At 72.5% G+C, this 14,477-nt stretch carries 12 protein-coding genes; 9 read left to right on the top strand and 3 right to left on the bottom strand.

All coding sequences use genetic code 11. The annotated features are described in order from the left end of the window. The first annotated feature begins 76 nt into the window (after positions 1-76). The 8 genes from metG (at position 77) to BXY45_RS18320 (ending at position 11,003) form a co-directional block, all read left to right on the top strand. Entirely contained in the window at positions 77-1,873 is a 1,797-nt protein-coding gene (gene metG / locus BXY45_RS18355) for a methionine--tRNA ligase (protein ID WP_109775986.1), read from the top strand. A gap of 206 nt (positions 1,874-2,079) precedes the next feature. Continuing rightward, positions 2,080-2,994, top strand: a complete 915-nt coding sequence (locus BXY45_RS18350; protein ID WP_109775985.1) for an endonuclease domain-containing protein — start codon at positions 2,080-2,082, stop codon at positions 2,992-2,994. A 155-nt stretch (positions 2,995-3,149) separates the two neighbouring features. Next, on the top strand, positions 3,150-4,052 hold the full coding sequence (locus tag BXY45_RS18345) for a TatD family hydrolase (protein ID WP_245961916.1): 903 nt from the start codon (positions 3,150-3,152) through the stop codon (positions 4,050-4,052). A gap of 113 nt (positions 4,053-4,165) precedes the next feature. Beyond that, positions 4,166-5,482, top strand: a complete 1,317-nt coding sequence (locus BXY45_RS24615) for a resuscitation-promoting factor (RefSeq protein ID WP_170131600.1) — start codon at positions 4,166-4,168, stop codon at positions 5,480-5,482. A gap of 32 nt (positions 5,483-5,514) precedes the next feature. Continuing rightward, positions 5,515-6,453 carry a 16S rRNA (adenine(1518)-N(6)/adenine(1519)-N(6))-dimethyltransferase RsmA gene (gene rsmA / locus BXY45_RS18335; RefSeq protein WP_211319735.1) on the top strand — a complete coding sequence of 313 codons (939 nt, stop codon included), beginning with the start codon at positions 5,515-5,517 and terminating at the stop codon, positions 6,451-6,453. Positions 6,454-6,685: 232 nt separating this feature from the next. Beyond that, positions 6,686-8,071, top strand: a complete 1,386-nt coding sequence (locus BXY45_RS18330; protein ID WP_245961914.1) for a sugar transferase — start codon at positions 6,686-6,688, stop codon at positions 8,069-8,071. Positions 8,072-8,110: 39 nt separating this feature from the next. Next, positions 8,111-9,100, top strand: a complete 990-nt coding sequence (locus BXY45_RS18325) for a 4-(cytidine 5'-diphospho)-2-C-methyl-D-erythritol kinase (protein WP_211319733.1) — start codon at positions 8,111-8,113, stop codon at positions 9,098-9,100. Positions 9,101-9,128: 28 nt separating this feature from the next. After that, complete coding sequence (locus tag BXY45_RS18320) at positions 9,129-11,003, top strand: ABC-F family ATP-binding cassette domain-containing protein (RefSeq protein WP_109775980.1); 1,875 nt, start codon at positions 9,129-9,131, stop codon at positions 11,001-11,003. A 102-nt stretch (positions 11,004-11,105) separates the two neighbouring features. Here the strand turns inward: BXY45_RS18320 and BXY45_RS18315 are convergent, their stop codons facing one another. From BXY45_RS18315 to BXY45_RS18305, 3 genes are read right to left on the bottom strand one after another with little or no spacing between them, the layout of a single operon-like run. Continuing rightward, the gene (locus BXY45_RS18315) at positions 11,106-11,996 is read right to left on the bottom strand and encodes a hypothetical protein (protein ID WP_109775979.1); all 891 of its coding nucleotides are present in this window, start codon (positions 11,994-11,996) and stop codon (positions 11,106-11,108) included. A 13-nt stretch (positions 11,997-12,009) separates the two neighbouring features. Continuing rightward, positions 12,010-12,921: a hypothetical protein gene (locus BXY45_RS18310; protein WP_109775978.1), complete on the bottom strand. Its 912-nt coding sequence runs from the start codon at positions 12,919-12,921 to the stop codon at positions 12,010-12,012. Next, on the bottom strand, positions 12,918-14,210 hold the full coding sequence (locus BXY45_RS18305; protein WP_109775977.1) for a toxic anion resistance protein: 1,293 nt from the start codon (positions 14,208-14,210) through the stop codon (positions 12,918-12,920). The genes BXY45_RS18310 and BXY45_RS18305 overlap by 4 nt, the downstream gene beginning before the upstream one ends. A gap of 141 nt (positions 14,211-14,351) precedes the next feature. On the opposite strand from BXY45_RS18305, the gene BXY45_RS24775 reads away from it, so the two are divergent. Then, positions 14,352-14,477, top strand: a 126-nt coding sequence (locus tag BXY45_RS24775; protein WP_342799580.1) for a sugar phosphate nucleotidyltransferase, incomplete at its 3' end; no start/stop codon positions are given.

Here is a 14,477-nt window from a genome sequence, read left to right as displayed (position 1 = left end):
GGGGCAATCTGGGCACTTCTCCTGCCGACCTCGTGGAGTTCAGCCCACTCGGACGCTCTTCACTACCCTGCGCTGCATGACCCATGTCCTGTCCGCCGTCGCCTGGCCGTACGCCAACGGCCCGCGCCACATCGGCCATGTCGCCGGTTTCGGTGTGCCCTCCGACGTCTACAGCCGCTACATGCGGATGGCGGGCCACGACGTGCTGATGGTCTCCGGCACCGACGAACACGGGACGCCGATCCTCGTGCAGGCCGAGGCGGAGGGCATCACCCCGCGCGAGCTGGTGGACAAGAACAACCGGATCATCGTCGAAGACCTCGTGGCCCTGGGCCTCTCCTACGACCTGTTCACCAGGACGACCACGCGCAACCACTACGCCGTGGCGCAGGAGCTGTTCGCCACCGTGCACCGCAACGGGTACATGGTCGAGCAGACGACGATGGGCGCCATCTCGCCGTCGACGGGTCGCACCCTGCCCGACCGGTACATCGAGGGCACCTGCCCCATCTGCTCCTACGGCTCGGCGCGCGGTGACCAGTGCGACAACTGCGGTAACCAGCTCGACCCGATCGACCTCATCGACCCGCGCTCGCGCATCAACGGTGAGACGCCGCAGTTCGTGGAGTCGCAGCACTTCTTCCTCGACCTACCGGCGCTCGCCGAGGCGCTGGGGGAGTGGCTGCACGGGCGTGACGCGGCCGGCGCGTGGCGGCCGAACGTGCTGAAGTTCTCGCTGAACCTCCTCGACGACGTGCGCCCCCGCGCCATGACGCGCGACATCGACTGGGGCATCCCGGTGCCGCTGCCCGGCTGGGAGGACCAGCCGAACAAGCGGCTCTACGTCTGGTTCGACGCCGTCATCGGGTACCTGTCGGCGTCCATCGAGTGGGCGCGGCGCTCCGGTGACCCGGAGGCGTGGCGCCAGTGGTGGTCAACGCCTTCGGCGCGGTCCTCGTACTTCATGGGCAAGGACAACATCACCTTCCACTCCCAGATCTGGCCGGCGGAGCTGCTCGGCTACAACGGCCGCGGCGCGCGCGGTGGGTCGGCCGGGGAGTACGGAGCGCTCGAGCTGCCCACCGAGGTGGTCTCCTCGGAGTTCCTCACCATGGAGGGCGGCAAGTTTTCCTCCTCGCGCGGCGTGGTCATCTACGTGCGCGACTTCCTCTCCCGCTACCAGCCCGACGCGCTGCGCTACTACATCGCCGTGGCAGGCCCGGAGAACCAAGACTCCGACTTCACCTGGGACGCCTTCCTCCGGCGCACCAACGACGAGCTGGTCTCCACGTGGGGCAACCTCGTCAACCGGACCGCGTCGATGATCGCCAAGAACGTGGGCTCCATCCCCTCGGCGGGAGACCTGACCGACGACGACGAGGCGCTGCTCGCGGCAGTGCGCGGCGGCTTCGCCACCGTGGGCTCGCTCATCCAGGGGCACCGGCAGAAGGCGGCCATCACCGAGGCGATGCGCCTGGCCGGAGAGGCCAACCGCTACCTCGCGGCGCAGGCGCCGTGGCAGCTGAAGAAGACCGACCCGGCGCGCATGGAGACGGTGCTGCACGTGGCGGCGCAGGCCGTGGTCGACCTCAACACGTTGCTCTCGCCCTTCCTGCCGCACTCCTCCTCCCTGGTGCACCGCGCGCTCGGAGGGGAGGGCGAGTTCCAGCCGATGCCGGTCATCGCCGAGGTCGACGACCTCGACGGCGGCCCCGCGTACCCCGTGATCACCGGTGACTACTCGTCCGCGCCTGCGTGGGAGCCCCGGCCGATCGTCCCGGGGACGCCGGTCGCGGCGCCGTCGCCGATCTTCACCAAGCTCGACGAGTCCGTGGTCGAAGAGGAGCTCGCCCGCCTCCGCGGAGACTCCTGACCCAGGGTGTTGCCCATGCCGCCCCTTCGGGCGGATTTACGCCCCTTGGCGCGACTTTCCGCCCCTTCAAAACCCTGGATGGGGCGGAAAGTCGGCTGATGGGGCGGAAAGTCGGCTGATGGGGCGGCGCGGCACTGGAAGAGCTCTATCCACAGGCGGCGCCTCCGTCCCAGCAGCGCCGGTCCACTCTGCGCCACGGTGCGGAGGTGCCTCACGTCAGGACTCCCCTCCCCGCCCAGCTGCGCTACCGCCCGTTCACGGTCGCCGAGGCGCGGAAGCTGGGGGTGAGCGACAAGCGGATGAGGTCATCCGACCTCCGGGCGCCCTTCCGGGGAGTCCGCGTCAGCACCGGGCTGAGATGGACCCTGCTGCTGCGCGCGCAGTGCGCGCTGCTCGCGGCGCCTCCGGGGAGCGTCGTCACCGGCGCTAACGCTGTGGAGATCCTTGGCCTGCCGACGCCGTTCGGAGCCCGACCTGCGATGGACGGTGACGTCACGATCGCTGTTCCAGCGGGGACGCGCGGCCCAGAGCGGCACGGCATCGTCGTGCGTCACCACCCCATCCACCCCGCCTGCGGTCGGTGGGTTATCGGCGACGTCGGACTGCCTGCGCTCGAGGACCTGTGGGCTGACAGGTGTGCTGATCTCGACGAGGAGAGCGCGATCGCCCTCGGAGACGCCGTACTGCGACGCCTTAAGAACCATCGCCAGGCGATGTCGGCTGCTGTCGACAGGCTCCCGATGGAACAGCAGGCGGCGGCGCGCAAGGTCCTGGACCAGGTGCGCTACGAGGTCTGCTCACCGGTCGAGACTCGGCTACGACTCCTTCTGCAGCGAGCGGGCCTGCCGGAGGCCAGCCACTACGCGGCGCCGATCCCGCGCACGGGCAGGGCGCAGATCTGGCCGGATCTGCAGTGGGAGTCGGTGCGCGTCGCCGTCGAAATCGATGGTCCTCACCACGCCGCGGAGCTGCAGCACGAGAGCGACATCCGCCGCAACCGGCGCACTAGCGAGCACGGCTGGACGCAGGTGGTGGTCTCCTCGCGCGAGGTGATGGCGCAGCCCAGGGATGTAGTGCGCTGGATCAGCGACGAGCTGAGGAAGGCAGGGCTGCGCTGGTGACGCGAGGCTCCGGGCTGCAGGTGACGCCCCTCGGCGCGGATTCCGGCCCCATCAGGCCCGCCGATGGGGCCGGAATCCGCGCCAAGGGGCGGAATGTCGCCTCAGGAGGCGGAAGCCGCCTGCCTGGGCCGTGGGGCCTGATGCAGGGTGGAGGGGTGGCGGAGATCCATGATCACGGTGGGGTGGGAGCGGGCCTGGAGCTGCCGGAGGGGTACCCGCCGGTGCCGGAGCCGCTGACCCTCGGCCCGGCTGGCAGTGGCGTGGGCGGTGTTGTCGATGACCACACCCACCTCGACCACCTCGACGACGCCACCGTCGACCGCCTCCTCGCCGCCGCCGCGGCCGCGGGCGTGCCGCGCGCGGTGCAGATCGGCTGCGACGCCGCCGCCCGCACCTGGACCGACCGCGCCGTGCGCCGCTGGCCGCAGCTGCTGGGCGGCGTGGCCGTCCACCCCAACGAGGCGCCCGAGCTCGCCCGCGCCGGCCAGCTCGACGCCGCTCTCGCGGAGGTCGAGCGCCTCGTCACCGGCAACGACCGGATCCGCGTGGTGGGGGAGACCGGCCTGGACTCCTTCCGCACCGACTGGGACGACGACGACGCTCGCCGCGCGCAGCTGGACAGCTTCGCCGCGCACATCGCCATCGCCAAGCGCACCGGACGGACCCTGCAGATCCACGACCGCGACGCCCACACCGAGGTGCTCGACGTGCTCCGCGCCGAGGGAGCTCCCGACCGCGTGGTGTTCCACTGCTTCTCCGGAGACGCCGCCATGGCGAAGGTCTGCGCGGACAACGGCTGGTACCTGAGCATCGCCGGAACGGTCACCTTCAAGAACAACCACGTCCTCCGCGAGGCGGTCCGGGCGGTGCCGCCCGTCATCCTCCAGGTGGAGACCGACGCCCCGTACCTCACCCCTGTGCCGTACCGCGGACGCCCGAACGCGAGCCACCTAGTGCCCCTGACCGTTCGCGTGATCGCGGAAGAGCTGCGACACGACGTGAGTGAACTTGTGGGAATACTGGGGTTGAGCAGTGAATACCTCTACGGTCAGTGGTGATGTCCACACCGACCGTCACCCTTCCCCCCGGGTGCGCCGCAGATGAGGCGTGGGAAGGTAAAGAGTCCTTCAACATTCCACGGCCTCGTCGCCACGGGATGGACGAATCGGACGTGTCCACCTACGGTCGGACTCCGACAGCCGGGATCGGAGACGTCCCGGACGACGACTCCTCCCGCGACTTCGCCCCGCTTCCCAGCCACCACGGGCGCCGCCGGGCCGAGCCGCCGGCGCGCGCTCCTCGCCGCCCGGCTGCCGCTCGTGAGCGCCGTCCGGTTCCTGTGCCCGGGGACACCGAAGCTAGGGACCTCGTGCGCCTCATCCCCTCCGGCCGGGCGACCCGCATCGCGGGCCAGGCCGTCGTCGTCACCGCCCTCGTCGCCGGCACCGCCGCGTGGGCAGCGAACGACACCACTGTCAACCTCGACGTCGACGGGCAGACCCAGCAGGTCCGCATGTTCGGCACCACCGTCGACGCGGCCCTGTCCGCCGCGGACCTCGAGCTGGGCAGCCGCGACGCCGTCTCCCTCCCGCAGCACGCGAAGGTCGACGACGGCGACACGATCGTCGTGCGCCACGCCCGCCCGATCACACTGACGGTGGACGGCAAGACCGAGACCCGCTGGACCACCGCCCTGACCGTGGGCGACGCACTCTACGACCTGCAGGTCCGCGCGGAAGGCGCCGCGATCTCCGCGTCCCGCTCCCAGCCGCTGGGCCGCACCGGCATGGCGCTCACGGTGAGCACCCCCAAGACCGTCCAGGTCACCGTCGACGGCGGCAGCACGCCCGTGACCTCCACCGCGGTCACCTACGGCGACCTGCTCACCGAGGCCGGCGTCACCCTCGGCCCCGACGACGAGGTCTCCGTGGGCCTGTCCGACGCGGTCACCGACGGCACGGCGCTGCAGGTGGTGCGCGTCGTGAAGACCACGGTCACCGAAGACTCGGACATCCCCTTCGAGACGCAGAGCACCGAGTCGGCCGACCTCTACAAGGGCGAGACCGACGTCACCACCAAGGGCGTCAAGGGCAAGCAGCAGACCACCTTCGAGATTGTCACCAAGGACGGCCACGAGGTCTCCAAGGACCAGGTCGGTGCCCCGAAGGTCGTCACCGCGCCCGTCACGCAGGTCCAGGTGACCGGCACCAAGGAGCGCCCCGCCCCGCCGGCCGCGCCCGCCGTCGGCGGAGGCTCGGTGTGGGACTCGCTCGCCAAGTGCGAGGCGGGCGGCAACTGGTCGATCAACACCGGTAACGGGTACTACGGCGGCCTGCAGTTCTCGGCCGGCACGTGGCGCGCGTTCGGCGGCACGGGGCTCCCGCACCAGGCCAGCCGAGAGCAGCAGATCGCCATCGCGTCCAAGGTCCAGGCCTCCCAGGGCTGGGGCGCCTGGCCGTCCTGCACCCGCAAGCTCGGCCTGCGCTGAGCGCCCCCACGGGGCCGTCTAGCCTGCATCCCCTGGACGACTCACCGACCGACGACGGCCTGCTGGGCCCCGCTGACGTGCGGGCCCTGGCGGGCCGTCTCGGCGTGCGCCCGACCAAGCAGCTGGGGCAGAACTTCGTGCACGACGCCGGCACCGTGCGCCGCATCGCCGCCAAGGCCGGTGTGCAGCCGGGCGACGTGGTGCTGGAGGTCGGCCCCGGGCTGGGGTCGCTGACGCTGGCGCTGCTCGCGGCGGGCGCGCGCGTCGTCGTCGTCGAGATCGACGACCGACTGGCCGCCGAGCTCCCGGCGACGATCGCGGCCCGCAGGCCCGACCTCGCCGCCGACCCGGACGGCGGGCTGGCTGCCCACCTTCAGGTGGTGCGGGCGGACGCCCTCGACGTCACTGAGCTGCCGGCGCTCGCGGGCGAGGCGGTGGGACCGGCCGGCGCTCCCACCAAGCTCGTGGCGAACCTGCCGTACAACGTGGCCGTGCCCGTGATCCTCACGCTGCTCGCGCGCTTCCCGCAGCTGCAGCAGGTGCTGGTGATGGTGCAGACCGAGGTGGCCGAACGGCTGGCCGCGGCGCCCGGGTCCAAGGCCTACGGGGTGCCCAGCGTCAAGGCCGCCTGGTATGCCGAGGCGACGATGGCCGGCGGCGTCGGGCGGCAGGTGTTCTGGCCGGTGCCGAACGTCGACAGCGCCCTCGTTCGCCTCGTGCGCCGTGACCCGCCCAGCACCAGCGCCTCCCGCGAGGAGGTCTTCGCCGTTGTCGACGCCGCCTTCGGGCAGCGCCGCAAGACGTTGCGCGCGGCGCTGGCCGGCTGGGCCGGCTCGCCCGCCACCGCGGAGGAGCTGTGCCGGGTGGCCGGGATCGACCCGACCCTGCGCGGGGAGCGCCTCGACGTGAGCGCCTTCGCCCGTCTCGCCGAGGCGCGGCGTGTCGCCGCAGATGGGCCGGCGGGCCCATGAAGATTCGCGAATTGTCCACCCGGGTCCCCTCTGCGAGGGGTATGAATAGGGGCCTGGGGCTCCAGCGGCGGCGCACCCGGTGTCGGGTCGACGTCGCTGGGTGTCTCATGAACACGGGAGAACGTGCATGACGGTCCAAGCGCGCTTGGTGGCAGATCCTCTTGATCTTCCAGGGCGGATCACTCGCGTCGCGCATCCCGAGACGCACTGGGCCCCGGCCTATCAGCGCCGCGTGGTCCTTGCCGACCTGGTGGCGATCCTCGCGTCCACGATCTTCGCCTTCGCGCTGCGGTTCGCCTCGGAGGAGGCGCACGCCTTCGAGAGCTTCGTCATGCTGGCGATCGTCCCCGTGGCCTGGTTCGCCGCGCTGTTCGTCCACCGCGCCTACGAGGCGCGCTTCATGGCGCTCGGCAGCGAGGAGTTCGACAGGGTGCTCCGGGCGAGCATCTTCACGCTCGCCCTCGTCGGCGCCACCTCGTGGGCCTTCCAGCTCGACATCGCGCGCGGCTACGTGCTCTTCGCCATCCCGCTGGGGACGGTCCTCGTCATCGTCCTGCGCTACGTGCTCCGCCGTCGCCTGCACGCCCAGCGCGAGCAGGGCCTGCACATGCAGTCGGTGATCGTGGCCGGGCACCGCGAGGGCGTGCTCGCGATGGTCCGCCAGATCAGCCGTGCGAAGTACCACGGCATGGAGGTCGCCGGCGTCTGCCTGCCGCCTCTGCGCGGTGCCCGTGAAGCCATGGAGGAGCGGGCGCTCGCCGCGCTCGGCGTCCCTGTTCTCGGTGACCTGGACGACGTCGCCCGCATCAGCCTGGAGCACGGCGTCGACGCCGTCGCCATCCTGCCCACCGCCGACGTCGATGGTGCTTTCCTGCGTCGCCTCGGCTGGGCGCTGGAGGAGTCGCACACGCAGCTGTACGTGGCCCCCGCGGTCACCGAGGTGGTGGGACCTCGTGTGGCGATCCGCCCGGTCTGCGGACTCCCGCTGCTGCACCTGGAGCGCCCCGAGCTCACGGGCTTCCGCCGCCTGCTCAAGGGCACCGTCGACAGGACGGCCGCGGCCGCCGGCATCCTCGTGCTGGCGCCGGTGCTCATCGGGATCGCCGTGGCGGTCAAGCTCGACAGCCGCGGGCCCGTGTTCTTCCGCCAGGAGCGGGTCGGCCTGGAGGGCCGCACCTTCTCGATGCTGAAGTTCCGCAGCATGGTGGTCGACGCCGAAGCGCGCCTGCGGGAGCTGGCGACCGCCAGCGAGGGCAACGCGGTGCTGTTCAAGATGAAGCACGACCCCCGCGTCACCCGCGTCGGTCGTGTGCTGCGCCGCCTCTCGCTCGACGAGCTGCCGCAGCTGTTCAACGTGCTCGTCGGTCAGATGTCGCTCGTGGGCCCGCGACCGCCGCTGGCTCGCGAGGTCGCCGTCTACGGTGACGACGCCCGCCGTCGGCTCATGGTCAAGCCCGGCCTCACAGGTCTGTGGCAGATCAACGGACGCTCGGACCTCGACTGGGACGAGTCGGTCAGGCTCGATCTGCGCTACGTCGAGAACTGGTCGTTCATGTTCGACTTCATGATCCTGTGGAAGACGTTCGGAGCCGTCGTGCGGAGTCGCGGCGCGTACTGAGCGGTTGCCCCCCATCCGCCGTCCCGTAGGGTGCGCCGGGTGACAGCACCCGGGGGGCGTGTGGTGGTCCGAGCGCCCGCCAAGATCAATCTGGCGCTGCGCGTCGGTGCCCTCGACGACGAGGGCTACCACGACGTGGTCAGCGTCTACCAGGCCGTGTCGGTCTTCGAAGAGGTCAGCGCCTCCCTGCCGCGCGACGGCGTGACCGGTGTGACGGTGTCGGTGCGGGGCACGGGCGCGGTGTCCACCCCGCTCGACGCGTCCAACCTCGCGGTGCGCGCCGCGCACCTGCTCGCCGAGCGCGCGGGCGTTCCCGCCGACGTCGCCCTGTCCATCCGCAAGAGCGCGCCGGTGGCCGGGGGCATGGCGGGCGGATCGGCCGACGCCGCTGCCGCCCTCCTCGCGTGCGACCTCCTGTGGGGCACCGGAGCCGGCCGCGACGAGCTGCACGCCATGGCCGCTGAGCTCGGCGCCGACGTGCCGTTCGCACTCATGGGGGGCACCGCGCTCGGGGTGGGCCGTGGTGACCAGCTCACCCCCGTGCTCGCCCGCGGGGAGTTCCACTGGGTGCTGGCGCTGGCCGACGAGGGCCTGTCGACCCCGGGCGTGTACCGCGAGCACGACAGGCTGGTCGCCGCGTCAGGGCTCCGCCCACCGGACCTCGAGCCCGAGGTGCCGGCGGGGCTCGCACAGGCGCTGCGCAGCGGCGACCCCGCGGCGCTCGGCGCGGCCCTCGTCAACGACCTTCAGGACGCCGCCTGCTCGCTGCGTCCGCCGCTGCGCCGCATCCTCGACCTCGGCCACGACCACGGCGTGCTGGGAGCCCTCGTCTCCGGGTCGGGGCCCACCGTGGCGCTGCTGGTGCCCGACAGGTCGGCCGCGCTGGAGCTGGCGGTGGCGCTGACGGCGTCGGGGCTCGCCTCCGACGTGCGCCGGGTGACCGGGCCCGTGCACGGCGCGCGCCAGGTCGACCCGGTGGCGCCGTCCCCGTTCCACCCGTCGACGGGCTCGCACCCGACCGTCAGGTGACCTCCGCCCCTTCGGGGAGGATGGGGGCGTGGCCCACCTCCTGAACCTCGAGGGTGCGACCGTCATCCACGGCGCCCGCACCGTGCTGGACGGCGTCTCCCTGGGCCTCGACGACGGCGCCCGCGTGGGTGTGGTCGGGCGCAACGGCGACGGCAAGTCGACGCTGCTGCGGGTGCTGGCCGGCACCCAGACCCTCGACGGGGGCCGCGCGACGCGCAGCCGTGGCACCACGCTCGGGGTGCTGTCGCAGACGGACGACCTCGACCCGTCGCACACCGTGAGGCGCGCCGTGGTGGGGGATGTCCCCGACCATGTCTGGGCCTCCGACGCGCGGATCCGGTCGGTGCTCGACGGGCTGCTCGGCGACATGCTCGAAGGACCCGCCGCCGCGCCCGGCGGCGCGGAGGCGCTGGTGGGGCAGCTGTCGGGCGGGCAGCGGCGCCGCGTCGCGCTGGCGCGGCTCATGGCCGGCGACGACGACGTCCTGCTCCTCGACGAGCCCACCAACCACCTCGACGTCGAGGGTGTCGCATGGCTGGCCGAGCACCTCCGCACGCGCTGGCAGCCCAGTCAGGGCGCGCTGGTGGTGGTCACGCACGATCGCTGGTTCCTCGATGCCGTCGTCGAGAAGACGTGGGAGGTGCACGACGGCGTCGTCGACTCCTACGACGGCGGCTACGCGGCGTACGTGCTCGCCCGTGCCGAGCGCGCCCGCATCGCGTCGGTGACCGCGGAGCGGCGCGACAACCTGCTCCGCAAGGAGCTCGCGTGGCTGCGCCGCGGTGCACCGGCGCGCACGAGCAAGCCTCGGTTCCGCATCGAGGCGGCCAACGCGCTCATCGCGGCCGAGCCGCCGCCGCGCGACGCGTTCGCGCTGTCGCGCACGGCTACGGCCCGGCTGGGCAAGGACGTCGTCGACGTCGAGGGGGTGTCGCTGGCCGTGGGGGAGGGCGCGGAGCGGCGGGTACTTCTCGACGACGTCACGTGGCGTCTCGGACCGGGTGACCGGATCGGCATCGTCGGCGTCAACGGCTCGGGCAAGACCACCCTGCTCAGGTTGCTGCTCGGGCAGGTGCAGCCCGACGCGGGCCGCGTGAAGCTCGGCAAGACCGTGGTGACGGGCGTGCTCAGCCAGGATCTACGCGAGCTCGACGCCGTCGCCGACCAGCGCGTGCTGGAGACGGTGGAGCGCGAGGCGACCAGCGTGCTCGACGTCGCCACCGGCAAGGAGCTCACCGCCTCCTCCGTGGTGGAGCGGCTCGGGTTCCCGGCGGCACGGGCGTGGACGCACGTGCGCGACCTCTCCGGTGGTGAGCGGCGCCGCCTGCAGCTGGCGCGGTTGCTCGTGCGTGGGCCGAACCTGCTGCTGCTCGACGAGCCCACCAACGACCTCGACACCGACACCCTCGCCGCCGTCGAGGACGTGCTCGACGGCTTCGCGGGGACGCTCGTGGTGGTCAGCCACGACAGGTACCTGCTGGAGCGGACCACCGACCGTCAGGTGGCGCTCCTCGGCGACGGCGCCATCCGTGACCTGCCCGGCGGGGTGGAGGAGTACCTGGCGCTGCGCCACGCCGGCGCGGGGGCCGCGGGCGCGGCCACCTCCTCGGTGGCCTCCGGCTCGTCGTCGTCCCCCTCTTCTCGCGACGATCAAGCGGGTCCGCGCCAGGACGGCGCCGCAGCGTCAGCGGCCGAGGCGCGCGCCGCGCGCAAGGAGGTGGCGCGCCTGGAGCGGCAGCTGGCCAAGCTCACCGAGCGAGAAGCGAAGCTCCATGACGCGCTCGCCGCGTCCGCCGCCGACTACGCCGCGGCGGCCAAGCTCGATGCGGAGCTTCGCGAGCTGCTGTCCGAGAAGGAGGCGCTCGAGGAGGAGTGGCTAGAGGCCGCCGAGGCCGCCGGCTGACCCGCCGATGTGGCGCTCAGCCGCATGATCGTGGCAGAGGGGGGCTGCTCTCGACGATCATGCGGATCCGCGCCAGTTGAGGCGCACCGCTGCGGAACCCGCTCAGAGGTCCAGGCCGCTGGGGCGGAACTTCTCCTCGAGGAAGCGCGACTGCGCCTGCTGACGGGCGACGTCGGAGCGCAGCACCGCCTCCTGCAGCTGCTCGCACCCGGTGAGCAGCAGATCGAGCTGGCGGCGCAGCTCCTCCAGGGGCGTGCGGCCGGCGGTGTTGCGGCTGGTCCGCACGTGCTCGGCCGGCAGCGCGAGGAACGCGTCGATGCTGTCAGGCAGGTGCTCGGTGGCGATCGTCTCGACGTCGCGGCGCACCAGCGGGTCGGCGCCCGGCTCGGCGACCTTGGCGAGCAGCGGAAAGAGGACGTCGGCCAGTTCACCGACGAGCACCGCGTCGCGCCGCTCGAAGCGATCCGAAGACTCCACGCGCCGCAGCGTCCGCGCGAGCGCGCGCTCGGCGGGGCTTGCCGAGAGACCGGCCTGAGCAGGCTGGGCTGCCGGTGCTGAGGACGACGACGGCTCCACACCGATCGGCGCTGCCGGCACTGCCGGCGCGCCCGCGAGGGCCGCGGGGACGTCGGCGGTCGCATCGAGCGCCGTCGGATCACCACCGCGAGCGGCGATGTGCCGCTGGATCTGCCGCTTGCGCTCGCGCCGCAGCTTCTTGCGGTGGTTCTCGTAGGCGCCGTTGGCAGCGATCCACGCGAACATCACGATGAGCGCTGCCGTCGTCTGGGTTCCCGCAAACAGTGCGATCCACGTGCCGAGCCACACGAAGCGCACCACGTTGACCACCGCTTCGGGCACGAACCTCCCGCCCGGCGTGGTGAGCCCGATCGGCGTGAGCGTCCGCTCGTCGATGCCGTAGCGCTCGATGGCGCGCTCTTCGTCCCGGGCGGCGCGCTCGTCGTCGTCCTTGTTCTTCTTCTTGTCCTTGCTCACCGCGCCACCTCGCTCACAGGTCCAGGTCCGAGCGGCGAACCTTCTCACCGAGGAACGCCGCCTGGACGCGCAACTCGCGGGCGTCGTGCTCGTGCACCCTCTCGGTGACCTCCGCCAGCAGCTCGACCATGGACCGCAGCTGCGCCAGCAGCGCCTGCTCGGGGGTGGGTCCGTCGGCGACGGTGTCGGGCACGTACCCGGGCGGGAGCGCCAGGTAGCGGCCGAGCGCGGCTGGCAGGTGCTCTCCGACGACGGCCTCCACCTCGTACAGGTCGAGCGCGCCCATCGGACGCCCGCGGCCGGCGGCGCGGGCGAGCATGGGGAGCGCGGCGTCGTGGATCTCGCGTGCCAGCGGGAGGACCCCAGCCGGTAGCGCGGTGCCGGCGCGCGCGGCGACGTCGACCAGCTGCTCCAGGTGCATCTGGTGCAGCGCGGCCCGCGCGGCCGGGTCACCGGGCAGCTCGGCGCCGGAGACGCCCGACGGGCCGAGGAGGTCTGAGGACGACGACGGCGACGACGATCCGGACAGCGGAGGCAGCCAGGGCGCCGACGGCGACGGCGAGAGCGCGGCGGCCGTCCGCAACCATCGCGGGTTGGCAGCCAGGCCGTGCACCACGCCGGCGCCCCAGCCACCCCCGGCGAGCAGGACGCCGAGCACGGTCCACCAGTCACCGGCCACCAGCGCCGAGACCGCACCCGCGGAGACCCCCAGGTGCAGGGCCGCCGCCCCGGCCCACTGCGGGCGGCGGGCCTTGGCGGCCAGGTACCCGAACCCGACCCACGGCAGCCCGGCGACGGGCAGCAGCAGCCACGCCGACTTCCGCGCCTTCCAGCCCTGCCGCCGCGCGGCTGTGCCCACCTGCCGCGTGACCTGTGCCTTCCCTTCCTGCCAGACCCTGCGTGCCACGTCCTCGGAGCTGCTCATCGGCCGTCGTCGATCTGTGGCGTCGCGTGCCCGCGCTGCTCGACCTCACGCTGCTCCGCTTCGCGGACGCGGGCCATGTACGAGCGGGAGCGCTTCATCTGGCCTTCCAGTGCGTCGACGGTGGTGGCGAGGTTCTCGACCGCCCGGAGCTTGAAGGTGTCGATCGCGTCCATCGTCGCGAAGACCTCGTCGAAGGCCCGCTGGAGCACCTCGACGTCGACGGTGGAGCTCGCCGCCTGTTCGTGCACCTGCGCGGTCTGCTGCCGCAGCAGCCGCGACGTGGAGTCGATCATGGAGCTGGTGGTGGTGTTGAGGGCGCTCACCTGGTCGAGCACGAGCTGCTGCTGGGAGAGGGCCTGGGCGACGACGACGGCGGTGCGCAGCGCGGAGACCGTCGTCGTCTGGGCCCTGTCGACGCCCTTGACGAGCTCGAGGTTGTTACGGCGCACCAGGTCGAGCGCGAGGTAGCCCTGCGCGCTGACGGTCAGCTGGGTCAGCAGGTCCTGGTGGCGCTGCCGGATGGGGAACAGGGCGTCGGCGGTGAGTGCCTCGGCAGCCTTGGGGTCGGTGAGCGACAGCTCGGTGACCTTCTCCTGCGTGGCGGTGTCGAGAGCGCGGGCCAGCACCACGTACTCGGTGAGCTTGCCCATGGTGGCCCACAGCTCCGCCTTCTCCTGCTCGATGGCGGCGTTGTCGCGGCGCAGCGCGTCCTGGCCGGAGGCGAGCGCGCGGATGATCGCGTCAAGCTGGCTCTGGGCGTCCTGGTAGCGGTCGAAGTACCGCTGCACCTTCTGTCCGCCGGGCAGCAGGCCGAAGAGGCGGCGCGGGCCCTTGAGGTCTGCCCGGCCCGGGTCGAGCTCGGTGACGGTGCGGCGTAGGTCGGCGAGGGTGTCGGCCACCTGCGCCTGCGCGTCGGCGGCCGGTCCGGTGCCGCTGCGGGCGGCCCCCGCGGAGCTGGTGGAGGGGCGCTGCAGCATCCGGTTGGAGACCTGCGAGGAGGCACGCACCTCGCGCTCGCCCATGCGGACGACGTCGTCGATCTTGCGCTGGAACTCCGGGCTGCGCGGGTCGCGGCCGGCCAGGTCCGCCACGAAGGCCCTGGCCCGTTCGGCCAGCGCGGAGCGCGTGGCCGGGTCGAGCGGGACCATTCCCTCCGCCTCGTCCTCGGGGACGGGCGGCACGGGCGCGGCGGGCGTGAGGTCGAGCGGAGCCGGGCGCGGAGCAGTCGCGGCCGAGGGCGCGTCTCGGGTCGAGCCCAGGTCCAGCGAGCTGTCCGACGGGTCGGGCATCGGGAGCGACTCCTCTGCGGTGGTGTGCGGCGGTGTGCGACGGCGCTATCCCTGTCCATTGTGGACGGTGCTGGCCGCAGGCACCGACCCGTGACGCCGCGCTGCGTGATACCTGGGGGTGCGTGATGGCTGAGGCTGCCGATGCTCCCGAGGCCGCACCTGGAGCCGCGCGGGCCGCTACGGTCGATCCTCGTGAAGGGGATCATCCTGGCGGGGGGCTCGGGGACGCGTCTGCACCCGCTGACTCTGGGTACGTCCAAGCAGCTG

It is taken from the genome of Quadrisphaera granulorum (assembly GCF_003149145.1).
Lineage (GTDB): Bacteria > Actinomycetota > Actinomycetes > Actinomycetales > Quadrisphaeraceae > Quadrisphaera > Quadrisphaera granulorum.
This window is presented reverse-complemented; position numbering and strand designations above follow the sequence as displayed.